Origin of the sequence: Brevibacterium jeotgali (genome assembly GCF_900169175.1) — a bacterium.
GTDB lineage: Bacteria > Actinomycetota > Actinomycetes > Actinomycetales > Brevibacteriaceae > Brevibacterium > Brevibacterium jeotgali.
The window spans coordinates 40,372-66,676 of the sequence record NZ_FXZM01000014.1 but is presented as its reverse complement, the minus strand read 5'-3'; the positions used below and the strand labels follow the sequence as shown (position 1 = coordinate 66,676).

The following is a 26,305-nucleotide window of genomic DNA, read 5'->3' as shown; positions in this document are numbered from 1 at the left end:
CACCTGACATTCGCTCACCTGCGCAACGATTGACTTGTGAACGATCCCTGAGGAGCGATATTCCTTGGGAGTGGCTCCTCTCATAGCGCTCTCCCTCAGTGTCATCGCCGGTCTGGCAACCGGGTTGGGCGGCCTCATCGCCGTGTTCGGCGGAGGCATGTCGAGGCGCTTCCTCGCCGGCGCACTGGGCTTCTCCGCCGGGGTGATGGTCTGCATCTCCCTCGTCGAACTGATCCCCGAAGCCGCAGCGGACCTCCGCGTCGCCGGTGTCTCACCGTGGATGGCTCTGGTCGCCGCTCTCGTCGGTGCGGTCGTCGTCATGCTCTTCTCCGCCGCTGCGCGTTTCCGCAGTCGCACAGAGCTGCCTGCAAACACCGACGAGGTCCAGAAGCGTGCCCTCCTCCGCACGGGAGTGCTCACCGCGATCGTCATCACCGCGCACAACTTCCCCGAGGGCTTCGCCACGTTCCTCACGGCCCTGCATGACCCGTACCTCGCCCTGCCCGTCATCGCGGCGATCGCGCTCCACAATGTGCCGGAGGGCATCGCCGTCGCCGTGCCGATCCACCACGCCACCGGATCGCGGAAGCGCGCCCTGTGGGCGAGCTTCGGATCCGGTCTGGCCGAACCTGCGGGAGCAGTGATCGGGTGGCTGCTGCTGGCACCGCTGCTCACTCCCGTCGTCCTCGCCGCAGTGCTCGCAGGCGTCGCCGGCGTCATGATCACGATCAGCGTTGCGGAGCTTCTGCCCGCAGCGGCCGCACAGAAGGAGAAGCGCACGGTCGTGGTGGGCATCGCCTCGGGAGCGGTCGTCATGTGGGTGAGTCTTCTGGTCCTGAGCTGAGGCCTCGGCCTGGGGGTAGCCGCACAGGTGATGACGGTGCTGTCTGCGGGCGGCTGTCTGTCTGCTCTTCGGACTGGCGGCAGGTCGTACCGCTGCCGGGCTCGATGAGAGACGACGGGGTGAATGACGAAGGCGGGGGCGCACGTATCCGTGCACCCCCGCCTCTGCGATCGTCAGGCTCTGCGGGCCTCAGGCCTCAGGCCTCAGGCCTCAGGATCCCGAACAGACCGAAGACCGCCGACCATCGTGAGATCACGCCAGCTGGTCGATGATCTCGTTGAGCGTCTTCGACGGGCGCATGACCGCGTCGGACTTCTCATTGGAGGGGTTGTAGTACCCGCCCAGGTCGACCTCGCTGCCCTGCACGGTGAGGAGCTCGCGCGCGATGGCGTCCTCGTTCTCGCGCAGCGCCGTGGCGATCGGTGCGATCGCGTCCGCCAGCGGCTGGTCATCCGTCTGCTTCGCCAGCTCCTCGGCCCAGAAGAGCGTGAGGTAGAAGTGGCTGCCTCGGTTGTCGATCTCGTTCACCTTGCGCGACGGCGACTTGTTCTCCTCGAGGAAGGTCGCGGTCGCGTCGTCCAGCGTCGCGGCGAGCACGCCTGCACGGTCGTTGCCCTCCTTGTGCTGGAAATGGCGGAACGACTCCGCGATCGCGAAGAACTCGCCCATGGAGTCCCACCGCAGGTGGTTCTCCTCGACGAGCTGCTGGACGTGCTTCGGAGCGGAACCGCCCGCGCCCGTCTCGAACAGCCCGCCGCCTGCGATCAGCGGCACGACGGACAGCATCTTCGCCGAGGTCCCCAGTTCGAGGATCGGGAAGAGATCAGTGTTGTAGTCGCGCAGCACGTTGCCGGTCACGGAGATCGTGTCCTCACCGCGGCGGATCCGCTCGACGGACAGCTTCGTGGCCTCGATCGGCGACATGATGCGGATGTCCAGGCCGTCGGTGTCGTGGTCGGCCAGGTACTCCTCGACCTTCGCGATGAGGTTCGCGTCGTGCGCGCGGTTCTCGTCCAGCCAGAACACGGCCGGGGTGTCGGACAGGCGCGCGCGCTCGACTGCGAGGCGGACCCAGTCACGGATCGGGATGTCCTTCGTCTGGCAGGCGCGCCAGATGTCACCGGCGGACACGTCGTGGCTCATGACGACCTCGCCCGCGCCGTTGACGATCTCGACCGTGCCGTCGGCATCCAGGACGAACGTCTTGTCGTGCGAGCCGTACTCCTCGGCCTTCTGCGCCATGAGGCCGACGTTCGGGACGGATCCCATCGTCGTCGGGTCGAAGGCGCCGTTGGCCCGGCAGTCCTCGATGACGGCCTGGAAGACACCGGCGTAGGAGGAGTCCGGGATGACGGCGAGCGTGTCGTGGGTGTCGTCATCCGCGCCCCACATCTTGCCGCCCACGCGGATCATCGCGGGCATCGATGCGTCGACGATCACGTCGCTGGGGACGTGGAGGTTCGTGATGCCCTTCGAGGAGTCGACCATCGCGAGGGCAGGACCCTCTTCGATGCCCTTGTCGATCGCGGCCTTCACACCTGCGGCCGTGTCGCCGTCCAGCGCGTCGAGTCCGGACAGGATGGCGCCCAGACCGTCGTCGGCGGACAGCCCGGCTGCCGACAGCTGCTCGCCGTAGGTCGCGAAGACCTCGGGCAGGAAGGCGCGCACGACGTAGCCGAACAGGACCGGGTCGGACACCTTCATCATGGTGGCCTTGAGGTGCACGGAGAAGAGGACTCCGGACTCCTTCGCCGCCGCGATCTGCTCCTTCAGGAATGCGTCCAGAGCGGCAGCGTTCATGAACGTCCCGTCGACGACCTCGCCTGCGAGCACGGGGAACGACTTCAGTTCACGCGCCTCGCCGCCGGCCGCGGGGGTGAAGCGGACGGTGAAGGTGTCCTCAGCGGGGGAGACGACGGACTTCTCATTCGATGCGAAGTCGTCGGAGCTCATGGTCGCGACCGAGGTCTTCGAATCGTTCGCCCAGTCGCCCATCGAGTGCGGGTACTTCTTCGCGTACTGCTTGATCGCCTTCGGCGCGCGGCGGTCGGAGTTGCCCTCGCGCAGCACCGGGTTGACGGCGGAGCCCTTCACCGCGTCGTAGCGGGTGCGGACGTCCCTCTCCTCATCAGTCTGCGGGTCCTCCGGGTAGTCCGGGAGGTCGTAGCCCTGCGACTGGAGTTCGGCGACTGCGGCCTTGAGCTGCGGCACGGAGGCGGAGATGTTCGGCAGCTTGATGATGTTGGCGCCGGGGGTCTTCGCCAGGTCGCCCAGTTCCTTCAGCGCGTCATCCAGGCGCTGGGCGTCGGTGAGTCGCTCCGGGAACTGCGCGATGATGCGGCCGGCCAGCGAGATGTCGCGGGTCTCAACCTCGACTCCTGCGGTGCGAGCGAACGCTTCGACGATCGGCTTCAGCGAATACGTGGCCAGCAGCGGAGCCTCGTCCGTGCGCGTGTACATGATCTTTGCCATGAAAGAGCATCTCCGTTATTCGGTCGGGGTTTGATCGTCTCGAGTCTATCGGTCCCTCTGCGGGCTGGCATCGACTGTCCACGTGCCGCCCGCCACAGCGGGTCCAGAGCCTGTCATGACCACCGGGCCGGGCAGGGTGTACCCACTCCGCGGTCCACCACCTTTCATCAGCCCGCACAACTTCTTTCCTGTGCGGTGTGATGAAAGGTGGTGGGTATGTGAAGCGCTACGATGCCGGTGTCCCGGTCCGGGCCTCACGGGACGGCGCCTGGACGTCGAGGGCGTCTGCGGTGAGCGCTGACTGCGGAGGACGTCGTGTGCGTCGGCGGTGCGTCGACGTATGCGGAGGCGGAGCCGGTGGACGGACGACTGACTGCTGGACTGACGACGACACGGGTGAAAGACGACACGGGTGAAACGAGGGCCGGAGCCGGATGGCGAAGCTGTACTTCCGATACGGGGCGATGAACTCCGGCAAGTCGACTGCACTGCTGCAGGCGGCGTTCAACTATGAGGAGCGCGGGCAGCGGGTGCTGCTGGCGAAACCGCGCATCGACTCGAAGGGCGACGACCTCATCGTGTCCCGCCTGGGGGTGTCCCGCAGGGCGGATCTCCTCATCGAGCCGAACGACGACGTCGAACAGCTCTTCAAGGACGCGGTGAAGCGCGTCGACCACGAGGCGCTCATCGAGACGCTCGACGATCCGGGCCTGCCGGTCAGCTGCCTCCTCATCGATGAGGCGCAGTTCCTCGACCCGGTGCAGGTCGACGGCCTCATGCGTGTTGCCGTGGACTGCCGAGTCCCGGTGATGGCCTACGGGATCCGCACGGACTTCCGCACACGAGCGTTCCCGGGCTCTGGTCGTCTGCTGGAGACCGCGCACACGCTCGAGGAGCTGAAGACGATCTGCCGCTGTGGCAGCAAGGCGATGTTCAACGGCAGGAAGGTGGACGGTCGGTTCGTCTTCGCCGGTGACCAGGTCGCGATCGACGGGCTGGACGTGACGTACGAGTCCCTGTGCCCCGCCTGCTATCTGCGGGAGTCCGGCGGCCGTCTGCACTGAACGCGCCAGGTCCTGCCGAGCCGGCCTCGGCGCTGCCTCCTGGGCGGTCAGCGGATCGACTGCGCGCACCTCTGCCGCAGGACGCCGCCCGTGGATAGGGTGGGAGCGCCCCATACCCGTTGGAAGGGACCGCCCATGCCCGCTCTCGCCCACACCCTCATCAACGACGTCGATCCCACCGCGCCTCTTCTGATCCTCGGACCGTCCCTCGGCACGCACGGCTCGCAGTGGGCGGGGGTGGCCTATCGGCTGGCGGACGACTACCGCGTCGTGACAGTCGACCTCCCCGGTCATGGGAAGAGTCCGCGCATGCCGGGCGTGACCATCGACGACCTCGCGGATGAGATCGTCGCCATCGCGGACGCGTACGACGCGAAGACCTTCGGCTTCGCGGGGGTGTCGATCTCCGGTGCCATCGCCCTCACGCTCGCCCTGCGCGCCCCGCAGCGATTGCGCGGCGTCGTCGCGCTGTGCACCGGGGCATTCTTCGGCGGAGCAGAGCGCTGGGAGGAGAAGATCAGCGAAGTGCGCGCAGCCGGAAGCCTCCGCCCCTTCGTCCCGGACACGGCGGATCGCTGGTTCGCCGCCGGCTTCCTCGATGAGGACGACGCGTCCGGTCCGATCGTGCTCGAACAGCTCGCGCAGACGGATCCGGACGGCTACACCGACTGCTGCGGTGCGCTCGCCCGCTACGACATCCGCGACCAGGTGGGTGCGATCGAGACTCCTGTCCTCTTCCTCGCGGGCTCTCAGGATCCTGGGAACACGCCGGAGGCGATGCGCGACCTCCACGAGCAGGTCGACGGATCCCGCTTCGCCGTCGTGCCGGACTCCGCGCACCTGCCGCTGGTCGAGCACCCGGACCTCGTCGCCGATCACCTCTCCGATTTCTTCGCGTCCACTGATTGATGAGCCGGCTGCGGCCGTGACCGAACAGCGGCTCCGGGGAGCGAGTGCCTCGGCGGGCCGACGACGGATCCCGGCGAACGAGGACGGATCCCAGAGTCGAGGACGGATCTCAGCGGCCGACGACGGATCCCAGGGTCAAGTGCGGATCCCGGCGCCTGACGACTGATCCCAGGGTCGAGGGCGAATGCCCATTGTCGAGCCGGCCGCTCCGTCGTGCAGTCGCGCGTCACCGACGGCAAGTCTGGTTGTAGGCTGTGCGCCGGATGACCGAGTCGGACCGGCCGGATGACCGAGTCGGCCGGATGGCCTGGTCGGTCCGGCCGGGCGGTCGGTCTGGCCGGGCGGTCGGTCCGGCATGACCCCGTCGGACCGCTCGTCCGACCAGAACTGTGATCGCAAGGAGACCACGATGGGAAACCAGCAACGACAGCAGAGTCTGACGTCTCGCACAGCGGCCAGTTCCGGTACTCCCGCGCTGCCGCAGGGCCGTACGGACGGCCGCGTCATCTCGCCGGGCTTCCGGGAGCCTGGACTGAAGAAGAAGACGACCACGATCCGCTGGACCGGATTCGCCGCCGGGCTCCTGGCCGCGGTCCTGCTGTTCAGCCTGCTGCCGGACTCGATGCCGTCCGCTGCCCGCGTCACGGCCGCGACCGCAGCCCTCATGGGCATCTGGTGGATGACTGAGGCGATCCCGATCCCCGCGACTGCGCTCATCCCGCTCGTGGTGTTCCCCGTCTTCAACGGCGTGGACATGTCTGACGTGGGCGGCAGCTACGGTTCGGACACGATCTTCCTCTTCATGGGCGGTTTCCTCATCGCGCTCTCCATGCAGAAGTGGAATCTCCATCGCAGGATCGCCCTCTTCGTGCTCCGCGTGATGGGCGACCGCACGAACTTCATGATCGCCGGATTCATGATCTCCACGGGCTTCCTGTCCATGTGGGTGTCGAATACTGCGACCGCGGTGCTCATGCTCCCCATCGGCCTGTCCGTGCTGCTGCTCGTCAACGAGACGATGGAGCGCTCCGAGGAGCAGAGTTCGCTCGCGGCGTCGGGTGACGAGAAGGCGGCCGGGGCCTCGGGCGCGGGCGACGGCGGGGGCTCGACCGCCAGTGAACAGTCGGAGGCCTCGGGGTCGACGGCCTCGGGGTCGACGGCCTCGGGTTCGACACCGCCGGCGTCCGGCGGCGACGAGGACGGCGTCTCCGACTCCGTCAAGGACGCGGTCCTGAAGTCGAACTTCGGGACCGCGCTCATGCTGGCGATCGCGTACTCCGCGTCCATCGGGTCGCTGGGCACGATCATCGGCACGCCGCCCAACATCTTCCTCGTGGGCTACCTGAGCGACAACCACGGCATCGAGATCGGCTTCGGGCAGTGGATGCTCGTGGGTGTCCCGATCGCCGTGGTGATGATGGTCATCGCGTGGTTCCTCCTCACGAAGGTGCTCTTCCGCCCCGAGGTCCAGCGGATCCCGGGCGGGCGCGGACTCATCGACGACGAGCTCGCGAAGCTCGGCCCGATGTCGCGTCCCGAGTGGATGGTGCTGGTGATCTTCGCGCTGGCCGCGCTGTCATGGATCCTCATCCCCGTGCTCTTCGACCCCGCTCCCATCTCCGATGCCGGCATCGCGATGACAGTGGGGCTCATCCTCTTCATCCTGCCCGCGGGCGCGCAGCGGGGCGTGCGCCTGCTCGACTGGGACACCGCGGTCGATATGCCGTGGGGCGTCCTGCTGCTGTTCGGCGGCGGCCTCGCGCTGTCGGGTCAGTTCACCGATTCGGGACTCACTGAGGCCATCGGCGGGGCGGTCGAGGGCATCGCCGGCGTCCCGATCATCCTGCTCGTGGCCGTGCTCGTGGGTGCGATCATCTTCCTCACGGAGATCACGTCGAACACCGCCACCGCGGCCACCTTCATCCCGGTGGTGGGCGGCGTCGCGTTGGGCATCGCTGCCGACCCGCTCCTGCTCACCGTGCCGGTCGCACTCGCCGCCACCTGCGCGTTCATGCTGCCGGTCGCCACGCCGCCCAACGCCGTGGCATTCGGCACCGGGTACGTGTCCATCGCGCAGATGGTGAAGGGCGGCGTCTGGCTCAACCTGATCTCGATCGTCATCATCACGCTCGCGGCGATGACACTGGCAGTCTGGGCCTTCGGGATCGTGTACTGACGCGAACGCATGCGCCGCAGTCCGCCCAACGGTCACCCCGTGCTACGGGCCTCGGGCGATGGGTACGGTGACAAGGACGCTCAGGGGTTCCTGCCTCCGTTTCCCTGCGGACGGCGGCACGTCGAGCGTCCTGTCACGCACCTGCCGATCTCTGGAGCTCCCCTCACATGACACAGTCGACTGCCGTTCCGGCACCGTCCGCGGGCTCTGTGCCCCGTCTCTTCGAACCCGTCACGCTACGCAGCCTCACGGTGAAGAACCGCGTCTGGCTGCCCCCGATGTGCCAGTACTCGTGCTTCGCGGGCGACGGCGTCCCCACTGACTGGCACCTCGTGCACCTGGGTGCTCGCGCGCAGGGTGGGTTCGGCCTGCTCATCGCTGAGGCCGCCGCAGTGGTCCCCGACGGCCGGATCTCCCCGAACGATGCGGGCATCTGGAACGACGAGCAGGCCGAGGCGTGGCAGCGCGTCGTCGACTTCGTCCACTCGCAGGATGCTGCGATCGCGATCCAGCTGGCCCACGCCGGCCGCAAGGCGAGTACGCACCCCAACTTCTACGGCGGACCGAAGGGCGTCATCGCGGAGGCCGACGGCGGCTGGCGGCCGGTCGCCCCCAGCGCCGAGCAGTACCCGGGCCTGGCCCTCCCCGCAGAGATGACGAAGGACGACATCGCCGAGGTCGTCGCCGCTTTCGCCGCCGGTGCCCGCCGTGCCGTGGCGGCCGGCTTCGACGCCGTGGAGATCCACGGGGCCCACGGCTACCTCATCCACTCGTTCCTGTCCCCGCTCTCGAACCACCGCGACGATGAGTACGGAGGCGACTTCGACGGCCGCACCCGGCTGGTGCGCGAGGTATACGCCGCCGTCCGTGAAGCAGTGGGGGAGGACATGCCCGTCTTCGTCCGTCTGTCCGCCTCGGAATGGGCCGAGGATGACTGGGACGATCAGGGCTTCGACGTCGAACAGGCCGCAGAGCTGTCCGCACTGCTCACTGCTGAGGGCTGCGACCTCATCGACGTGTCGTCCTCCGGCAACGTGCCGGCGACCATTCCGGTGGGCCCGGGCTACCAGGTGCCGCTGGCCGGCGAGATCGCCGCGACGGGCGCCACCACCGGCGCCGTGGGGCTCCTGACGGAGGCGAACCAGGCCGAGCAGGTCCTGGTGTCCGGCGACGCGGACGTCGTCTTCATCGGTCGTGCCGCACTGCGGGATCCTGCATGGCCGCAGCGCGCCGCGTTCGACCTCGGCATGGACTGGCGCGAGGCCCCGTACCCGGACCAGTACACGCGAGGCGCCTTCCGCGCGAGTCACTGACCACGGACCGCGGCCCAGGACTCATCGCGAGCGGTCGGCCGGGCCCGCTCGGTGTGGTCCGCTGGGGTCCGTCTGGAGCGGTCGGCCGGGCCCGCCCGGTGTGGTCGGCCGGGCCCGTCTGGCTCGGTCGGCTGGCTGGGGTGCGGGGCGGCCGGTCGAGGGGTGAGGGGGCGTCACCGCGTGGGGCGCGAAGGGCCCGGGGTGTCTTCCGGAGCCCTCTTCTCGCTCTCCGCGGCCTCCTCGCTCTCCTCGTGCTCCTTGCCCCGGCTCAGCTCCAGGCCGATGACGCCGACCATGATCAGCGTGAGGAAGAGGATCTTGGCCGGGCCGAAGGGCTCGCCCTGGATTCCCGACCAGATCGCGGTGACGGAGGCCCCCACTCCCACCCAGATGGCGTAGGCGGTCCCCATGGGGATGACCTTCATCGCCCGCTGCAGGCCCCAGACGGACCCGGTGAGACCCAGCAGGAAGACGATCGCATGGACCGGATCGAAGATGTCGGCGAGCGCATGGGCCCAGACGGCTTCGAGTGAGCCGGACAGGATGAGCAGGATCCAATGCATGTCAGCTCACCACCTGAAGGCCGACGACCCCGCTCAGCAGGATCGCCGCGAAGAGCGCGCGGACCCAGCTGAGTGACTCCTCGCGGCGGAAGATCGCGAAGGCGAGCGTCGTGACGGCGCCGATCCCCACCCAGACGGCGTACCCGCTGCCCACGGGAATGGTGCCGAGTGCGATGGAGAGGCCACCCATGGAGATGACCGTTCCCACGAGGAACAGGACGATGCGTCTGCGCATCCTCAGATGGTCGGCCGCGAGCGCGTAGGCCCACATGGTCTCGAAGGCGCCGGAGGCTATGAGCACGGCCCAGGCGACGGCGGAAGGAAGAACGAGGGACACGAGAAGCCTCCTGCGGCCGTCTTGTCGCGAGTGCGGGTACGGCTCCCTCGTCCGCCGGCGGGGTGCTCCGCCTGCACAGGACGGTAGCAAACACCTAGGGTGGTGGCATGGACATCTCGACGCGCGAGTTCTCAGGGTTCACCATTCGGTCCATCTCCGTCTCGGAGATGCAGAACAACGTCTACCTCGTCACCGCCGCAGGCTCCGACTCCCACGTGCTGGTCGACGCTGCGGATGATCTTCCCGCGATCCAGGAGCTCATCGCAGCCGCCGGCGGGGGAGAGGTCGCCGCGATCCTCACGACGCACCGGCACTGGGACCACGTCCGCGCGCTCAAGGGCGCCACCGAGGCCCTCACGGAACGCACGATCGCGGGTGCCGACGACGCAGAGGCGATCGCAGAGGAATCCGGTGCTCGCATCGGAGAGACGGTGGCCAACGAAGACGTCCTGGTCATCGGCGGTCTGTCCTTCGCCTGCATCGGACTGCGCGGCCATACCCCCGGCTCCATCGCGTTCGCGCTCACGGATGAGGACGGTCGGGACGTGATCCTCTCCGGCGACTCGCTGTTCCCCGGCGGGCCCGGCAAGACGTGGTCTGCAGAGGACTTCGACTCCCTCATGGACGACCTCGAGGAGCGCATCTTCAGCCGATTCGGTGACGAGACGCAGGTGCTGCCCGGTCATGGCGACGGGACGACGCTGGCTGCGGAGCGCCCACACCTCGCGGAGTGGCGCGCTCGCGGCTGGTGAGGCGTGCTCGTGGCTGGGAGGCCGCCGCCGAGGCTGCCGTGAGCCGCGCTCAGAGTGCCGCGCTCAGAGTCCTGTGCTGAACCAGCTCAGAGCGCTGTGCTGAACCACAGGCCCCACAGGGCCCACACCGCGGTGAGCCCGCAGAGGACGACCGGCAGGGCGCGGACCCGAGTGACGACGTCCGCGCTGCCGCCGGCTCTCGCCGGGGAGTCCGCCTGGAGCCAGATCCGCTGAGCAGCGTCGAGCCGCTCGATCTCCGAGGGCGTGCGCTCGTCGTCGGCATCGTGCGACATCCCGTCGTCGGCGCCGCGCGACAGTCGTTCGCGACGTGCGCGTCTGCCGGAGTCGGGCAGCGCCCACACGCCGATCCTCTGCCCGGAGTCCGTCTCCAGGGTGACGCCCAGACGGCGGTCGATGTCCACGATGCGCGAGAAGGGCACGTCGTAGGTCCGCAGGATGTTGACGACGAGCACCCCGTCCGGGCGCAGGGTCGCGCGGGGCCGCAGATAGCAGGCCCACGCCAGGACAGAGATGAACACCGGCAGACCCAGCATGCTCACTGCCGCGGTCGCCGGAACCTGCAGAACGATGAGGACGGCGACCACGACCGCGGCGCCGATCACGACCCATCCGATGGTTGCGGCACTGCTCGTCCGGAGGTCGACGCCGGTCCCACCGCTGCCGTCACTGCCGCTCTCACCTGGTCGTCCACTGCCCTGTCCGGGGTGTGAGGAATCCCGTCCCGAAGTGTGATCGCCGTCATGCTCCATGCGCCCGAGTGTATGGCCATACAGGCGTAGTTACGAATGAGTAACGATGGGCTGTGGGGTGTCTCTCCCTGTGTGCTGTGACACATCGGAGTCTTACAGTTCTATCAATTCATGCCCAGTGCATGATTCGCTCACGTGGCGTTGAGAAGGGGCCGCAAGGCCCCTTCGAGCCGCTCGGGCGATGACGAACCCTCATGACGATCGGGAGACGAAGTGAACAAGCGCTACTTGGGCATCGGTGCCGGCCTCGCAGCAGCGGCCATGGTGCTGTCCGCGTGCACACCACCCGGCGGCGACGGTGGAGGAGACGGCGAAGGCGAAGGCGGCGGCGAAGGCGGCAGCTCGGTCCTGAACGTCGGCTGGAACGAGGCGTTCCGGTCGATGAACACGGAGACCACCAATGGCAACGCCGTGGCCAACGCGATCGTCACGTACCTGATGAACGAGAACTTCAAGTACTACGACGACAACCTCGAGCTGCAGGACGGCAACCTCGGCACAGTCGAGCAGGTCTCCGAGGATCCGCTGCAGGTGAAGTACACGTTCGCGGATGACGCGACGTGGTCGGACGGCACTCCCGTGGACGCTGCGGACATCGTGCTGCACTGGGCCGCGAAGTCGCAGAAGTACAACACCGAATCCGCGGAGGACGTGGCGGAGGATCGCGATGACGAGGGCGAGGTCACGGAGCAGGACGAGGGCAGTGTCTTCTTCGACTCGGCGAGCCCCGGTTCGGCTCTGATCGAGGAGTTCCCGGAGATCTCCGAGGACGGCAGTGAAGTCACCTTCACCTACTCGAGGCCCTTCGCGGACTGGGAGATCGAGCTGGGCCTCGGTGCGGACGGCATCGGCCTGCCGGCGCACATCGTCGCGAAGCAGGCTCTGGGCGAAGAGGATCCCGCAGCGGCGAAGCAGGCGGTGCTGGACGCGTTCGAGGGAGAAGACTCCGAGGCGCTGTCCGAGATCGCGAACACCTGGAACACGGGCTTCAACTTCACCTCGATGCCCGAGGACGAAGACCTTCTCGTGCACACCGGTCCGTACAAGATGACGGATTTCGCAGAGGGCCAGTACCTCACGCTCGAGGCTGATGAGAACTACACCGGTCCGACCGAGGTCGGCGTCGATCAGGTGACGTACCGCATCAACGGTGATCCGATGGCCTCCGTGCAGGCGGTGGAGAACGGTGAGATGGACCTCATCCAGCCCCAGTCGACCTCGGATGTCCTGTCGGCGGCCGAAGAGCTCGAGGGCGTCACGGTCGAGACGGAGGACGGCGCGACCTACGAGCACGTCGATCTGATGTTCGACAACGGAGGTCCCTTCGATCCCGAGTCGTACGGTGGGGATGAGGAGACCGCCAAGCTGGTCCGCCAGGCGTTCCTGAAGACGGTCCCGCGCGAGCAGATCATCGACACCCTCATCACCCCGCTCAACCCTGAGGCGCAGATCCGCAACTCGTACACGATGGTCGCGGGCTCGCCCATGTACGACGGCATCGTCGAGGCCAACGGCATGGAGGAGCAGTACCCCGGCGCGGACGTCGAGGGAGCAGCAGAGCTGCTCGAGGAGGCGGGGGTCGATTCCCCGACCGTGCGGTTCCTCTACGACGACACGAACTCGCGCCGTGAGCAGCAGTTCACCCTCATCCAGGAGCAGGCTGAGGAGGCCGGCTTCGACATCGTCAACGAAGGCGACGTGAACTGGGGCTCGCGTATGGGCGACGGGACGTACGACGCGTCGCTCTTCGGCTGGCAGTCGACGACCACCGGTGTGACCGAGTCGGACGCGAACTTCCGCACCGACCAGCAGAACAACTTCGGCGGCTTCTCGAATGAGGAGGTCGACGGACTGTACGACGAGCTCCAGGTCGAGACGGATCCCGCGCAGCAGGAGGAGATCCTCGCAGAGGTCGAGGCGATCCTGGTCGAGGAGGCCTTCGGCGTGACGCTGTTCCAGCACCCGGAGCTCACGATCTACAGCGACCGTGTGCAGAACGTGTCGAGCACGACCGTGTCACCGACCATGTTCTGGAACTACTGGGATTGGCAGGTCAGCTGATCGCCTGACGGGTCCTCCCGTCAGGTTCTCGGACAGACCGATCCCGAGCGGACAGCTCCGACGGCGGGGGTGGTGCCTTCCAGCACCCCCGCCGTCGGAGTGCCCACCGAAGAGAACCGTGAAGTGAAATGATCAGATTCCTCCTCAGGCGGACTCTTTCGACCGCACTCGTCCTGCTGGTCGTCACCTTCGTCCTCTACCTGCTCCTGGACTACACGCTCGACTACTTCTTCGATCTGCGGCAGAGCACTGCGCCGAACATCGGTCAGCTGTACGAGGCTCGCGCACAGCTGCTGGACCTCGATACGCCGGCGGTGGTCAGGTACTTCCAATGGTTGGCGGGGGCATCCGGGTGCCTGGTCGGCATGTGCGATCTGGGCACTGCGTGGTACCTCGGTCAAGACGTGACGAGCCAGCTGCCCGGCGCGATCGTCAACACCATCAAGCTGGTCACGGCGGCCACGGTCTTCGCGATCGTGATCGGCGTCTTCATCGGCCTGGTGTCTGCGATCCGTCAGTACACGGGCTTCGACTACTTCATCACCTTCCTGAGCTTCCTCATGTACTCGCTGCCCGTGTTCTGGGTGGCGGTGCTGCTGAAGCAGTACGGTGCCATCGAGTTCAACAACTTCCTCGCCGATCCGACGGTGGGCTGGGGCACGATCATCACCGTGTCGCTGGTGTCCGGCCTCCTCTGGATGGGTGCGCTGGGCGGGAGCAGCCGACGGCGGATCCCCGTGTTCATCGGCGCAGCGGTGGTGACGTTCGCAGTCGTCTGGTTCATCCTCGCGACCGGCTGGCTCAACAGCCCGTCGCTCGGCATCGTCGGTGTCGGCCTCACCGGACTCGCGGCGGCCGTGGTCCTGACGTACCTGTCGACAGGGCTCGGGAATCGCAGGGCGCTGTGGACGTCGCTCACCGTCGCGGTGGTCGGCATCGGGCTGTACATGCCGCTCCAGAACCTCTTCTGGTACGTCGAGATGTCATGGCTGTGGATGCTCCTCCTGCTCGTCGTCGCCATCGGGATCGGCCTCGCCGTGGGCCTCGCCTTCCGCGGACGCGACCCGTGGGTGTCGGCACGCACCGGAGCGCTCGTGGCTGCGGTCATGAGCTTCTTCGTCTTCGTCGATCGGGTGTTCCAGGGGTGGGGCGAGTACAGCCGGCATCCGGCGATCAACGGCCGGCCGATCGCGACGATCGGTGCGGAGACACCCAACCTGGCCGGTGACTTCTGGGTGACCAACCTCGACTCGTTCACCCATCTCCTGCTGCCGTCGATCGCTCTCATCCTCATCTCCCTCGCGTCCTACACGCGGTACACGCGAGGGTCGATGCTCGAGGTGCTGGGCCAGGACTACATCCGCACGGCACGTGCCAAGGGGCTGCCGGAGCGCACGGTCGTGATGCGGCACGCACTGCGCAATGCGCTGCTCCCGCTCGCCTCCGTGGTCCCTGTGGACATCATCACGATGATCGGCGGCGCCGTCATCACGGAGACGATCTTCGGGTGGTCCGGAATGGGCAAGCTCTTCATCGATTCGATGAACCGCAATGAGCTCGACCCGATCATGGCCTACATCGTCATCACCGGACTGCTGGCAGTCGTGGCGAACCTCGTCGCAGACTTCCTCTACGCAGTCCTCGACCCACGGATCCGGGTGAATGCCTGATGAGCAACACACCACGCACCACAGGCCCCGGCGGCCAGAACGCACCGCGGGGCGGCCCGGAGACCGGGCCGACCGCAGAGACCGGACCGCCCGCAGAGACGGGGCCCGCCGCAGAGACCGGACCGATCTCGATCGAGGGCCGTGAGACGGAGGGGCTGAGCCAGGGCGCGATCGTCCGACGCAAGTTCTTCGGTCACAAGGGCGCCATGGCGGGTATGTTCGTCCTGGCCGCGATCGCCGTCTTCGCCTACTCCGCTCAGGGCTTCGGCCCGATCCCGGGATGGTGGATCCACAACCACACGAGTTCCGGCCCGATCATGAATCCCGCGGGGGCTCCCACCTGGTCGCTGGCCGACCCGTTCACCTTCGGTCAGCATCCGTTCGGCCAGGACGACATCGGTCGTGACAACTTCGCCCGGGTCATGAAGGGCGTCCAGATCTCACTCATGGTCATGGTGATCATCGGCATCGTCGCGCTGGTGCTCGGCACCGTGATCGGTGCCATCGCCGGCTACTACCGGGGCAGGCTCGACGCGTTCCTCATGCGCGTCACCGATGGCTTCATCATCCTGCCGACCATCGTGGTCGGCTCGATCCTCGGCAAGCTCGTGAGCGGACCCAACTTCTCACTGTTCGGCCTGTCGTCAGCCACCTACATGGCGCCTGCGCTCGCAGTCGTGCTGGGAGCGATCCTCTGGACGAGTCTCGCGCGACTGGTCCGCGGTGAGTTCCTCGCGCTGCGGGAGCGGGAGTTCGTCGATTCCGCACGGGTCGCGGGAGCCGGGGACTTCCGCATCATGGCCAAGCACATGCTGCCGAACACGATGGGTGTCATCATCGTGAACACCACGCTGCTCATGAGCCAGGCGATCGTGCTCGAAGCGGCACTGAGCTTCCTCGGGTTCGGCATCCGCGCGCCGCAGGTGTCCCTGGGGCAGCTCATCAACGAATACCAGTCGGCCTTCGCCTCACGTCCCTGGCTGTTCTGGTGGGCGGGCCTGTTCATCATCCTCATCGCGCTGTGCGTGAACTTCATCGGCGACGGACTGCGCGACGCGTTCGATCCGCGTATGAAGACCGTCCCGTCGCTGCGGAGGATGAACCGCGCCGACCGCCGTGCCGGCCGTGTCCCCGGCCGGCAGATGAGCGGCACGGGCCAGCAGGAGACCGGGACGACGACGGCCGAGGCGAAGCGGCCGGGCACCGATCACGAACCCGGCGCCGACGGCGACGGTGGAGACGACGGAGACGACGGAAAGGGGGCGAGTCACTGATGGAGACACCGCAGAAGGACGTGATCCTCTCCGTCCGCGACCTGGGAGTGCGCTTCTGGGTCAACGATGAATGGATGACAGCGGCCGAAGGACTGACGTACGACGTGCGCAAGGGCGAAGTGCTCGCGATCGTGGGCGAATCGGGCTCCGGCAAGTCCCAGTCGTCGATGTCGCTCATGGGACTGGTGCCCAAGAACGGCCGGGCGAGCGGATCCGCGCAGCTCGACGGACGAGAGCTCATCGGCATGCGCGACGAGCAGATGCAGAAGGTCCGTGGGAACGACATCTCCGTGATCTTCCAGGAGCCGATGACAGCGCTCAACCCCGTCTACACGGCGGGCTTCCAGATCTCCGAGACCCTGCGCGTGCACAACGTCATGGGACCGCGCGAGGCGAAGGACGAGGCCCTGCGGCTGCTGCGGCTGGTAGAGATGCCGGACCCGGAGGAGCGCTACGACTCGTTCCCGCACCAGCTGTCCGGCGGACAGCGACAGCGCGTCATGATCGCCCAGGCGCTCGCGTGCGAACCGCGTCTGCTCATCGCCGATGAGCCGACCACAGCGCTGGACGTGACGGTCCAGGCGGAGATCCTCAAGCTCATGCGGAACCTGCGGGAGAAGGTCGACGCCGGCATCATCCTCATCACGCACGACATGGGTGTGGTCGCGGACATGGCCGACCGGATCCTCGTCATGAAGCAGGGGCGCGTCGTCGAGGAGGGCAGCGCGACCCAGATCTTCACCGACCCGCAGCACGACTACACCAAGCAGCTGCTGGCCGCCGTCCCGCACCTGGGTTCGCGCTCCGAGGAGCGGGCGTTCGGATCCGGAGCTGAGAAGCGGGACGGCGTCGACGACCTCGCTGCGATCCCGCTCGAGTCGAACGACACGTACGAGCACCCGGGCGGTCGGATCCAGATCGACGATGCCGCCCTGAAGCTGGCCGGCGCCTCCATCGAATACCCTGCCGTCGGACGGAAGAAGGCGTTCCGCGCGGCCAGGTCGATCGACCTGCAGATCGCCCCGGGCGAGGTCGTGGGCCTCGTCGGGGAGTCCGGTTCGGGCAAGACGACGATCGGCCGTGCGTCGGTGGGGCTCATCCCCGTCGTCGAAGGCTCGCTGACCGTCGGCGGCGAGGAGATCGCGGGCAAGAGGGACAAGCACCTGCGCGGCGTCCGCAGGACTGTGGGATTCGTCTTCCAGGACCCGGGCTCGTCGCTCAATCCGCGGCTGCCGGTGGGGGAGTCGATCGGAGAGCCGATGTACCTCCACGAAGGCCTCAAGGGTCCCGCTCTCAGCAGCAGGGTCGAGGAGCTGCTGGATTCGGTGGAGCTGCCGAGGTCGATGCGCAACAGGTATCCGCACGAGTTCTCGGGCGGTCAGCGGCAGAGGATCGGCATCGCTCGGGCGCTCGCTCTCAAGCCGCGTCTGCTCATCGCGGATGAGCCGACCTCGGCGCTGGACGTGTCCGTGCAGGACAGGGTGCTCGCGCTCTTCCGGAACCTGCAGGAGGAGTACGGCTTCGCGTGCCTGTTCATCAGCCACGACCTCGCCGTCGTCGAAATGGTCGCGAGCCGCATCGCGGTCATGCGGCACGGCCACCTGCTGGAAGTCGGACCGTCGGCCGATGTCGTGGCGGCGCCGCGCCATCCGTACACGCAGAGGCTGCTGGCCGCCGTTCCGGTGCCGGACCCGGTCGAGCAGCGCCGCCGGCGCGAAGCGCGCGACGCGCTGCTCGTGTCCGGTTCGGAGGACCTCGTCGGCTGACGACGCAGCACACCACCGCCGAGGCCCGGGTCCGGGACCCAGATCCCAGTCCCCAGACTCCAGACCCAGACCCAGACCCAGACCCAGTCCCCACGCTCGCGCACCGATTCCGGCGCCCACGAACGTGCTCGTGAGCGCCTCTGCGCGGCCTGTTCCACGCCGCGCAGGGCACCGCAGGCGGGGTTGAGGCGCTGTGGCGCATATAATCGTCTTCGGCGCCCCCGCCACCGAACTCGAAAGCGAGCTTATGACGCTACACTCCTCCCGCCGTTCCGACCGCCGCAACGTCGCCATCGTCGCGCACGTCGACCACGGCAAGACGACTCTGGTCAACGCGATGCTCACTCAGGCCGGCGTGTTCGGCGACCACGGTGACGTCGTCGACCGCGTCATGGACTCCGGCGACCTGGAGAAGGAGAAGGGGATCACGATCCTCGCGAAGAACACCTCCATCTCCTATTCCGGCCCGTCGACGGACGAACCGATCATCATCAACGTCATCGACACCCCCGGCCACGCCGATTTCGGCGGCGAGGTGGAGCGCGGACTGTCGATGGTCGACGGCGTCGTCCTGCTCGTCGACTCGTCCGAGGGTCCGCTCCCGCAGACCCGCTTCGTGCTGCGCAAGGCACTGGCGGCCCAGAAGCCGGTCATCCTCGTCGTCAACAAGACGGACCGTGCCGATGCTCGCATCGAGCACGTGCTCGATGAGGCGCAGGACCTGCTGCTCGGACTGGCCTCCGACCTCGCGGAAGAGGTCGAGGACTTCGACGCGGACGTCGTCCTCGATGTGCCCGTCGTCTACGCCGCCGCGAAGGCAGGTCGTGCCTCGCTCGATCGCCCCGCTGACGGTTCCGCCCCGGACAACGAGGATCTCGAGCCCCTCTTCTCGACGATCCTCGAGCACATCCCCGCCCCCGCGTACAACGACGACGGCGTGCTCCAGGCCCACGTGACCAACCTCGACGCCTCCCCGTTCCTGGGCCGTCTCGCTCTGCTGCGCATCTACGGCGGCACCCTGCACAAGGGCCAGCAGGTCGCCTGGGTGCATTCGGACGGAGAGATCGCCACCGCGAAGGTCTCGGAGCTGCTGGAGACGAAGGGGCTCGAACGCGTGCCGGCGACCCATGCCTCGGCCGGCGACATCGTCGCGATCGCCGGCATCCCGGAGATCAGCATCGGTGACACGATCACGGACCTCGACGATCCTCGCCCCATGCCGGGCATCACGATCGACGACCCGGCGATCTCGATGACGATCGGCATCAACACCTCCCCGCTCGCCGGGCGGGAGAAGAACACGAAGGTCACGGCCCGCCAGGTGAAGGACCGTCTGGATCAGGAGCTGGTCGGAAACGTCTCGCTGCAGGTGCTCCCCACGGAGCGCCCCGACTCGTGGGAGGTCCAGGGCCGCGGAGAGCTCGCACTGGCGATCCTCGTCGAGCAGATGCGCCGCGAGGGCTTCGAGCTCACCGTCGGCAAGCCGCAGGTCGTCACCCGCATGGTGGACGGCAAGATGCACGAGCCGATCGAGCATATGACCATCGATGTGCCCGAAGAGCACCTGGGTGCCGTCACACAGCTCATGGCCTCCCGCAGGGGCACCATGGAGACCATGGCGAACCACGGCACCGGCTGGGTCCGGATGGAGTTCAAGGTCCCCGCGCGAGGCCTCATCGGCTTCCGCACGCGCTTCCTCACCGAAACGCGCGGCACCGGGATCGCCAACTCGCTGTCCGCGGGCACAGCACCGTGGGCGGGCTCGATCGAGTTCCGCACCTCCGGATCGCTCGTGGCAGACCGCGCAGGTGTCGTCACCCCGTTCGCGATGATCAACCTGCAGGAGCGCGGCGCGTTCTTCGTCCAGCCGACCTCCGAGGTGTACGAGGGCCAGATCGTCGGGGAGAACTCGCGCGCCGACGACATGGACGTGAACATCACGAAGGAGAAGAAGCTGACGAATATGCGTGCGGCATCGTCCGACACCTTCGAGAACCTCGTCCCGCCGCGCACGCTCACACTGGAGGAGAGCCTGGAGTTCGCGAACCAGGACGAGTGCGTCGAGGTCACCCCGGGCACCGTGCGGATCCGGAAGGTCATCCTGGACCAGAAGGAACGCCAGAAGTCTCAGTCGCGCTCGCGCAAGAACAATTCCTGAGGAGACGACCGACCACCCGATGGAAGCCACTGTCCTCTTCGTCCATGCCCATCCCGATGACGAATCGATCGCGACCGGCGGGACGATCGCCCACCTCGTGCGTGCGGGGGCCCGGGTCGTCGTGCTCACAGCGACCCGGGGCGAGGGCGGCGAGGTGATCGGCTCCGAGCTCGCCCACCTCGCCGGTGACAGGGGCGGCCTGGCCGCTCATCGCGAACGCGAGCTCGCCGCCGCGATGAGGGCCGTCGGAGTCACGGACCACTGCTTCCTCGGAAGCACCGATCCCGAGGCCCGGGCCGGCTTCCCGGTACGGCGCTTCGAGGACTCCGGGATGGTGTGGGGCGAGGACGGGCACGCCCACGCCCCGGCGTCCATGCCGGACGCCGCCCTCTGCGCCGCGGATCCGGATGAGGTGGCCCGCCGGATCGCCGCCGTCGTCGCGGAGCTGGACCCCCACCTCGTCATCACCTACGGCGCGGACGGCGGCTATGGCCACCCTGACCACCGCCGCAGCCACGACGCGAGCGTGAGGGCGCTGCGGATGGGTGGTGAGGACCGGTCCGTGCGGACCCGTCTGCTGACCCTCGCGAACCCGCCCGAAGCCGTCGCCCGCACCTTCGATCCGCAGGCACCCGGTTTCGACCTCACCGGTTTCACCCCCGCCGAGGCCCCCTCGACCATCGCGGACGGCGTCCCCGTGGCCGTGGCCCAGGACGTCGAGGACGACCTGGGCGCCAAAGCGATGGCGATGGCCGCGCACGCCACCCAGGTCACTGTCGCGGGCGAGTTCTTCGCCCTGTCGAACGGGATCGGTCAGCGCATCGGGACGACCGAGTACTTCGCGCTGTCGGACTTCGGCCGCAGCGCGGAGGCACCCGCACGAGCCCTTCCGGACGGCACGGTCGACGACGTGCTCCTGCTGGCTCCTGAACGGCCCGCCGGGCAGTCCGGCTCACGGATGCGCGTCGCGGGACCTGCGGGGGAGGACGGCGGCTTCGGCTGGGGGACAGCACCGGCCGCCACGGGTGCTGCGGCCGCAGCGGCAGCCGGAACCTCCGCAGCGGCGGCCAGTGCCGGGTCAGCGGGAACCGGTGCGGGCTCGACGGAGGCCCCCGGCGTCGCCGTGCAGGGGGAGCGGCGACGGGATCGCCGCCGCGGCGCGGACGCGAGCTGGACGGCGACACTCGGCGGCTGCCTCCATGCGCTGGTGGTGGGGATCGTAGTCGGAGTGCTGGGGTCGTTCCAGCACCTCAATGCGTTCGTCGTCACCGTCGCGGGGGCACCCGTCATCGTGCCGTGGGGGCTGGGGCTCGCGCTGCTGCTCATGATCCTCGCGCTGTGGCACGTGTCCGCGCTCTATCGCAGCACGATCGTCACCGTGGTGCTCGCCGCGGTCGTCTCCGCGTCGGCCTTCGCGTTCGCCCAGCCGCAGCTGTGGCCCGGCGCGGACCTCGTCGTGACCGGATCCCTCCGGTCGCTCGTCTGGCTCTTCGCGCCGATGGTGCTGGCGGCCGTCGTCGTGTTCATGGTCCCGTCGCGGTCCGCGAAGAAGGCATCACAGCCATAACCATCGCGTCTCAGTCTCACGGCGGACCCTGGTCGGGCGCCGGTGGTGTCCGTACTCTGTAGTACATTTCCTCGCGATCGTGGACGGAGCTGATTCCGTCGTACCACCGGGAAGGGCAGCGTGCGTCGTATGGCAGATGTGAGCACGAAGGACACGAAGAAGCCGTGGACACTCATCCTCGTGTCTGCGGCCGTCTTCGTGCTCGCAGCCGCCTACGTGGTGCTCGCCGCCTTCCAGTCCACCTCGACGCCGTCGGGGACCAGCACGATGGGGGTCGATATCGGCGGGATGTCCCGTGAGGATGCCGCCGCCGCACTCACGGAGGGGCTGGGGGATCGGCCGACGGCGCCCGTCGACGTGATCGCCGGTGATGCGACCGCGGAGTTCGACCCGGCTGCCGCGGGCATGGGCGTGGATGTCGAGGCGACGGTGGATTCGGCCGTCGGCTTCTCCCTGGATCCCCGTGTCGTGTGGCACCGGGTGTTCGGCGAGGAGGAGCTCGACCCCGTCCTCACGATCGAGGACGAGACCCTTGCGCCCATCGTCGAAGAGACCGCGGCGGATCTGTCGCGGAAGCCCATCGACGCGCAGCTCGGATACGACGAGGACGGCGCAGCGATCGTGACCCAGGGGGAGAACGGCACCGTCGTCGAAGCCGGCGTGCTGCGGTCGGCGCTGGAGGACCAGTGGCTGCGCACCGGGGACGGGGTGCTCGTCGACCCGGTCGACAAGGAGCCGCGCATCACGACGGAGGACGCCGAGCAGGTGCGCACCGACCTCGCGGAGCCCGCGGTGTCGGACGATGTCACGGTGAGCGCCCAGGAGCCGGAGGGCGACACCCATGATCTCACCGTGTCGCCGGAGATGATCGCGGCGACTCTCACATTCGACGGCGACGACGGTTCGCTCTCGCCGGTCTTCGACGGTGCGGCTCTGCGCGCAGCCGTGTTCGAGCAGAACCCGGAGGCGGGTGCCGACCCGAAGGACGCGAGCTTCGACGTGGACGGCGACGATCTGACCGTCATCCCCGCGGAATCCGGGCTGAGCGTCGACGAAGAGGACTTCGCCGACACCGTCGCGACTGCGATGACGGCGGATGACCGGAGCGGCACGATCGACATGGAAGAGGTCGAACCGGAGTTCACGACCGAGGACGCGGAGCAGGCGGACTTCTCCGACACGGTGTCGGACTTCTCGACGGCGTACGCGTCGGAACCCGCGCGGGACACGAACCTGCGGGTCTCGACGGAGGCGGTGAGCGGCACCGTGGTGCTGCCGGGAGAGCAGTTCTCCCTCAACGAGACGCTGGGTCAGCGCACCGCCGCGAGCGGCTACGAGCAGGCGGGCGTCATCGTGGACGGCCAGATGGCGGAGGACTTCGGCGGTGGGATCTCGCAGGTGTCGACGACCCTGTTCAACGCAGCGTTCTTCGCGGGCTTCGACCTGGATGAGCACCAGGCGCACTCCCGGTACATCTCCCGCTACCCGGAAGGCCGCGAGACGACGCTCGACTGGTCCTCGATCGACCTGAAGTTCACCAACAGCTCCGACACCCCGGTGATCCTCGACATGAGCCTGTCCGGCGGTGAGGTCCATGCCCGAATGCTCGGTGAGAAGGTCGTGGACGTCGAGGCCGACGCCTCCGGACGATTCGCCCAGACCTCGCCCGGCACCGTACGGGAATCGGGATCCGACTGCACCCCGCAGGCGCCGCAGCCCGGCTGGTCGATCACCATCTACCGGACGATCAAGGACGCGGCCAGCGGGACCGTCGTCTCGGAGGATGACTTCACGACGACGTACCGGCCCGTCAATCGGGTGATCTGCGAGGACTGATCTGCCCGGCCTCGGTCGCCTCAGCGGCGGGCGTACCAGGAGCGCTGTGCGACCGCTGCTCCCAAGGATTCGAAGAGCGCGATCGAGGCGACGTTGTCCGCCTCGACGTCCGCCAGGAACGAGCGCACTCCGCGGCCGGCCGCCGTCGCGATGGCGGCGCGGACGACTGCGCGACCGGCACCTCGGCGGCGGAGTGCGGGCTGGGTGATCAGGTTCGTCACGACCGCCCAGCGGCTGACCTCGACGAGCCGGCAGGAGGCGACGGGGGAGCGGGAGCCGTCAGGGTGGTGCGCCCATGCCGTGAGGAACTGCACCTGCTCAGCAGATGTCAGCAGCCGGCGATATGCCTCGTGACCCTCGTGATCGGCCGGATACCCGAGCGCGGCCAGGCAGTCCACCGACGGCGAGTCCACGACCTCGATGGTCAGGCCCGGCAGGGCGGCATCGGCCGCCCGCGTGGCACCGGCGGCCGCCTCACGCGTCGCTCCGGTGAGCAGGAGAGTCGGGGGCATGGCCTCGTAGCCGCGCTCCCGCAGCAGCGGTCCCAGCTCTGCGCACCCGGGAGCGAGTGCGGAGGAGGAGTCGGCCGAATAGATCTGGACCATGGGTCTGGCGTCGCGTGACGTGTACCAGTTCTCCACGGCGTCGAGTGCCTGCGCGATGGGCATTCCGGGCTCGTCCAGCGGCAGAGCCGAGTTCGCCCTCTTCGAGGGGACGGCGGATTCGGAGCGCAGCAGCCAGCCGGCCTGGACGAAGTCCGTGGCCCCGGCCGCTTCGGCGCGGACGTTGTCGCTGTGCAGCCAGGTGCTCTCCGGCGGAAGCCATGCTGCGGCGGAGATCCGGCGCAGGTCCACGGCGGACACGACCTCGTGGAGCAGACCGGTGCGCACGGGAGCCGGTGGGACCTCGTGGGCCAGCAGGATCGCGTCCCGCTGGACGACCGTGGATCCGCGCTTCGTCAGCACCGTGACCGTGTCGTCCGTCAGCTCCTCCACCGTCCCCAGCGCATCCGTGGCGCTCTCGCCGTCGCGATAGCGGAGGACGACGCGGATACCGGGACGCAGCTGCATGTGTGACCTCTGCTTCGTTCGGGGGATCGGAGCGATCGTACGCGGGACCTTCCCACTCTAAGGGGAGTACCCTGGGGTGCGGAGTAGATCCTCAGCCCTAGGAGACATGACAGTGACGTACGTCATCGCGCAGCCGTGTGTGGACCTCAAGGACAAGGCGTGCATTGACGAATGCCCGGTGGACTGCATCTATGAAGGCGAACGCAGCCTGTACATCCACCCGGACGAATGCGTGGATTGCGGCGCGTGCGAGCCGGTCTGCCCGGTCGAAGCGATCTACTACGAGGACGATGTCCCCGAGGAGTGGGCGGAGTACTACAACGCCAACGTCGACTTCTTCGACGACCTCGGCTCGCCGGGAGGCGCCGCGAAGCTCGGCAACACCGGCACGGACCACCCGCTGATCGCGGCCCTGCCTCCGCAGTCGCACGACTGAGCCCGCAGCCATGACCTCTTCCTTCGGACTCGCCCTGCCCGGTTACCCGTGGGACAGCCTCACGCCCTACCGGAAGACGGCTGCCGCACATCCCGGCGGCGCGTGTGATCTCTCGATCGGCACTCCCGTCGATCCGACCCCGGACGTCGTGCGTCGAGCGCTGGCCGATGCCGCTGACTGGCCCGGGTATCCGACCACCGTCGGCACCGACGCGCTGCGTGGTGCGATCTCCTCCTGGTACGCCCGCGTGTTCGGCGCCTCGGTCGACCCGGCCACGCAGATCCTGCCGCTGGTCGGATCGAAGGAGGCTGTGGCGTGGCTGCCCACCCTGCTGGGCCTGCGTCAGCTCGGACTCGATGTGGCACACCCCGCCGCCGCCTACCCGACGTACGCGATGGGCGCGACGCTCGCGCAGGTCGCCTCTCGGGTGATCGACGTCGATGACGTGCTCGCCGGCGCCCCACTGGACGGCGTGGGCCTGCTCTGGATCAATTCGCCCGGCAACCCGACCGGCAGGGTGCTCGACGTGGACACCCTGCGCGAGGTCGTGACGGTCGCGCGCGAGGCGGGCGTGATCGTCGCCTCCGACGAGTGCTATGCCCGACTCGGTTGGGAGGGCGCGGACACCGCGCCCGGCATCCTCGACCCCCGCGTCGTCGGTGACGACCACTCCGGCGTCCTGTCCGTGTATTCGCTGTCCAAGCAGTCGAACCTCGCGGGGTATCGCGGGGCGTTCCTCGCGGGCGATGCCGATCTGGTCGCGAACCTCACGACCTCCCGCAAGCACGCGGGGATGATCGTGCCCGGTCCTGTGCAGGCCGCGATGATCGCGGCACTGGACGACGAGGACCATGTGGTGGCGCAGAAGGAGCTCTACCGCGCTCGTCGCGACGCGCTGCGTCCGGCGGTCGAGGCGTTCGGTGCCCGGATCGACCACTCCGAGGCGGGCCTCTACCTCTGGGCCACGCGTGACGAGGACTGCTGGGAGACGATCGGCGCGCTGGCCGGACGGGGGATCATCGCAGGCCCCGGGGCCTTCTACGGCGATGCCGGCGCCCGCCATGTGCGCATCGCTCTCACCGCCTCGGATGAGGCGATCGGGACGGCCGCAGCCCGGCTGCGCGACGCCGTCTGAGAGCTGCTCCCCGCGGCCTCGCGGGCGCATTGTACACGGTGGGAGCGTGATTTCATCTGCCGCAGACAGTTCGGCTAGTCTGCAGGGGACTCTGAAACCATTCACAGCCACCCCTGAACTCTGAAGACGAGA

At 68.0% G+C, this 26,305-nt stretch carries 20 protein-coding genes; 15 read left to right on the top strand and 5 right to left on the bottom strand.

Translation table 11 applies throughout. The annotated features are described in order from the left end of the window. Positions 1–70 precede the first annotated feature (70 nt). Positions 71–844 (top strand): zinc transporter ZupT, encoded by a 774-nt coding sequence (gene zupT, locus BJEO58_RS12975; protein ID WP_246076033.1) that lies wholly within the window; start codon positions 71–73, stop codon positions 842–844. 252 nt (positions 845–1,096) lie between these two features. Here zupT and BJEO58_RS12970 read toward each other — a convergent pair whose 3' ends face one another. Further along, complete coding sequence (locus tag BJEO58_RS12970; RefSeq protein WP_101589896.1) at positions 1,097–3,316, bottom strand: NADP-dependent isocitrate dehydrogenase; 2,220 nt, start codon at positions 3,314–3,316, stop codon at positions 1,097–1,099. A gap of 434 nt (positions 3,317–3,750) precedes the next feature. On the opposite strand from BJEO58_RS12970, the gene BJEO58_RS12965 reads away from it, so the two are divergent. The 4 genes from BJEO58_RS12965 (at position 3,751) to BJEO58_RS12950 (ending at position 8,778) form a co-directional block, all read left to right on the top strand. After that, positions 3,751–4,380: a thymidine kinase gene (locus BJEO58_RS12965; protein ID WP_101589895.1), complete on the top strand. Its 630-nt coding sequence runs from the start codon at positions 3,751–3,753 to the stop codon at positions 4,378–4,380. A 135-nt stretch (positions 4,381–4,515) separates the two neighbouring features. Next, a complete protein-coding gene (locus tag BJEO58_RS12960; protein WP_101589894.1) occupies positions 4,516–5,289 on the top strand; it encodes an alpha/beta fold hydrolase in 774 nt (257 codons plus the stop codon). A 409-nt stretch (positions 5,290–5,698) separates the two neighbouring features. Next, positions 5,699–7,465, top strand: a complete 1,767-nt coding sequence (locus BJEO58_RS12955) for an SLC13 family permease (protein ID WP_101589893.1) — start codon at positions 5,699–5,701, stop codon at positions 7,463–7,465. Between the two features lie 167 nt (positions 7,466–7,632). After that, positions 7,633–8,778, top strand: coding sequence for an NADH:flavin oxidoreductase/NADH oxidase (locus tag BJEO58_RS12950; RefSeq protein WP_101589892.1), 1,146 nt, complete (start codon positions 7,633–7,635; stop codon positions 8,776–8,778). Positions 8,779–8,951: 173 nt separating this feature from the next. Here BJEO58_RS12950 and BJEO58_RS12945 read toward each other — a convergent pair whose 3' ends face one another. Both BJEO58_RS12945 and BJEO58_RS12940 read right to left on the bottom strand, forming a co-directional pair. Continuing rightward, positions 8,952–9,341, bottom strand: a complete 390-nt coding sequence (locus BJEO58_RS12945) for a DMT family transporter (protein WP_101589891.1) — start codon at positions 9,339–9,341, stop codon at positions 8,952–8,954. Between the two features lies 1 nt (position 9,342). Further along, positions 9,343–9,678, bottom strand: coding sequence for a DMT family transporter (locus tag BJEO58_RS12940; protein WP_246076032.1), 336 nt, complete (start codon positions 9,676–9,678; stop codon positions 9,343–9,345). 107 nt (positions 9,679–9,785) lie between these two features. On the opposite strand from BJEO58_RS12940, the gene BJEO58_RS12935 reads away from it, so the two are divergent. Next, positions 9,786–10,430 carry an MBL fold metallo-hydrolase gene (locus tag BJEO58_RS12935; protein WP_101589890.1) on the top strand — a complete coding sequence of 215 codons (645 nt, stop codon included), beginning with the start codon at positions 9,786–9,788 and terminating at the stop codon, positions 10,428–10,430. Between the two features lie 86 nt (positions 10,431–10,516). On the opposite strand, the gene BJEO58_RS12930 is transcribed toward BJEO58_RS12935, so the two are convergent. Then, positions 10,517–11,200, bottom strand: a complete 684-nt coding sequence (locus BJEO58_RS12930) for a hypothetical protein (RefSeq protein ID WP_144573856.1) — start codon at positions 11,198–11,200, stop codon at positions 10,517–10,519. 213 nt (positions 11,201–11,413) lie between these two features. Between BJEO58_RS12930 and BJEO58_RS12925 the strand changes: the two genes are divergently transcribed. From BJEO58_RS12925 to BJEO58_RS12895, 7 genes are all read left to right on the top strand, one after another. Further along, a complete protein-coding gene (locus tag BJEO58_RS12925; protein WP_101589888.1) occupies positions 11,414–13,261 on the top strand; it encodes an ABC transporter family substrate-binding protein in 1,848 nt (615 codons plus the stop codon). A 128-nt stretch (positions 13,262–13,389) separates the two neighbouring features. Then, positions 13,390–14,931, top strand: coding sequence for an ABC transporter permease (locus BJEO58_RS12920; protein WP_101589887.1), 1,542 nt, complete (start codon positions 13,390–13,392; stop codon positions 14,929–14,931). Next, positions 14,931–16,205, top strand: a complete 1,275-nt coding sequence (locus tag BJEO58_RS12915) for an ABC transporter permease (protein WP_101589886.1) — start codon at positions 14,931–14,933, stop codon at positions 16,203–16,205. Before BJEO58_RS12920 ends, BJEO58_RS12915 begins: the two co-directional genes overlap by 1 nt. Further along, entirely contained in the window at positions 16,205–17,971 is a 1,767-nt protein-coding gene (locus BJEO58_RS12910) for an ABC transporter ATP-binding protein (protein WP_101589885.1), read from the top strand. The genes BJEO58_RS12915 and BJEO58_RS12910 overlap by 1 nt, the downstream gene beginning before the upstream one ends. 247 nt (positions 17,972–18,218) lie before the next feature. Then, entirely contained in the window at positions 18,219–20,129 is a 1,911-nt protein-coding gene (typA, locus tag BJEO58_RS12905; protein ID WP_101589884.1) for a translational GTPase TypA, read from the top strand. A gap of 19 nt (positions 20,130–20,148) precedes the next feature. Beyond that, positions 20,149–21,696 (top strand): PIG-L family deacetylase, encoded by a 1,548-nt coding sequence (locus BJEO58_RS12900; protein ID WP_101589883.1) that lies wholly within the window; start codon positions 20,149–20,151, stop codon positions 21,694–21,696. Positions 21,697–21,834: 138 nt separating this feature from the next. Next, complete coding sequence (locus BJEO58_RS12895) at positions 21,835–23,532, top strand: VanW family protein (RefSeq protein WP_246076031.1); 1,698 nt, start codon at positions 21,835–21,837, stop codon at positions 23,530–23,532. 20 nt (positions 23,533–23,552) lie between these two features. On the opposite strand, the gene BJEO58_RS12890 is transcribed toward BJEO58_RS12895, so the two are convergent. Continuing rightward, positions 23,553–24,602: a GNAT family N-acetyltransferase gene (locus BJEO58_RS12890; RefSeq protein WP_101589881.1), complete on the bottom strand. Its 1,050-nt coding sequence runs from the start codon at positions 24,600–24,602 to the stop codon at positions 23,553–23,555. A gap of 112 nt (positions 24,603–24,714) precedes the next feature. Here BJEO58_RS12890 and fdxA point away from each other — a divergent pair, with 112 nt between their 5' ends. Both fdxA and dapC read left to right on the top strand, forming a co-directional pair. Further along, entirely contained in the window at positions 24,715–25,038 is a 324-nt protein-coding gene (gene fdxA / locus BJEO58_RS12885) for a ferredoxin (protein WP_087008710.1), read from the top strand. Between the two features lie 10 nt (positions 25,039–25,048). Continuing rightward, positions 25,049–26,173, top strand: coding sequence for a succinyldiaminopimelate transaminase (gene dapC / locus BJEO58_RS12880; protein WP_101589880.1), 1,125 nt, complete (start codon positions 25,049–25,051; stop codon positions 26,171–26,173). The last annotated feature ends 132 nt before the right edge of the window (positions 26,174–26,305 follow it).

What these genes read in the sequence shown, in the direction of transcription:
- BJEO58_RS12970 (WP_101589896.1), bottom strand. Translation starts at nt 3,316, where the DNA reads ATGGCAAAGATCATGTACACGCGCACGGACGAGGCTCCGCTGCTGGCC.
- BJEO58_RS12965 (WP_101589895.1), top strand. Translation starts at nt 3,751, where the DNA reads ATGGCGAAGCTGTACTTCCGATACGGGGCGATGAACTCCGGCAAGTCG.
- BJEO58_RS12960 (WP_101589894.1), top strand. Translation starts at nt 4,516, where the DNA reads ATGCCCGCTCTCGCCCACACCCTCATCAACGACGTCGATCCCACCGCG.
- BJEO58_RS12955 (WP_101589893.1), top strand. Translation starts at nt 5,699, where the DNA reads ATGGGAAACCAGCAACGACAGCAGAGTCTGACGTCTCGCACAGCGGCC.
- BJEO58_RS12950 (WP_101589892.1), top strand. Translation starts at nt 7,633, where the DNA reads ATGACACAGTCGACTGCCGTTCCGGCACCGTCCGCGGGCTCTGTGCCC.
- BJEO58_RS12945 (WP_101589891.1), bottom strand. Translation starts at nt 9,341, where the DNA reads ATGCATTGGATCCTGCTCATCCTGTCCGGCTCACTCGAAGCCGTCTGG.
- BJEO58_RS12935 (WP_101589890.1), top strand. Translation starts at nt 9,786, where the DNA reads ATGGACATCTCGACGCGCGAGTTCTCAGGGTTCACCATTCGGTCCATC.
- BJEO58_RS12930 (WP_144573856.1), bottom strand. Translation starts at nt 11,200, where the DNA reads ATGGAGCATGACGGCGATCACACTTCGGGACGGGATTCCTCACACCCC.
- BJEO58_RS12920 (WP_101589887.1), top strand. Translation starts at nt 13,390, where the DNA reads ATGATCAGATTCCTCCTCAGGCGGACTCTTTCGACCGCACTCGTCCTG.
- BJEO58_RS12915 (WP_101589886.1), top strand. Translation starts at nt 14,931, where the DNA reads ATGAGCAACACACCACGCACCACAGGCCCCGGCGGCCAGAACGCACCG.
- BJEO58_RS12910 (WP_101589885.1), top strand. Translation starts at nt 16,205, where the DNA reads ATGGAGACACCGCAGAAGGACGTGATCCTCTCCGTCCGCGACCTGGGA.
- typA (WP_101589884.1), top strand. Translation starts at nt 18,219, where the DNA reads ATGACGCTACACTCCTCCCGCCGTTCCGACCGCCGCAACGTCGCCATC.
- BJEO58_RS12900 (WP_101589883.1), top strand. Translation starts at nt 20,149, where the DNA reads ATGGAAGCCACTGTCCTCTTCGTCCATGCCCATCCCGATGACGAATCG.
- BJEO58_RS12890 (WP_101589881.1), bottom strand. Translation starts at nt 24,602, where the DNA reads ATGCAGCTGCGTCCCGGTATCCGCGTCGTCCTCCGCTATCGCGACGGC.
- dapC (WP_101589880.1), top strand. Translation starts at nt 25,049, where the DNA reads ATGACCTCTTCCTTCGGACTCGCCCTGCCCGGTTACCCGTGGGACAGC.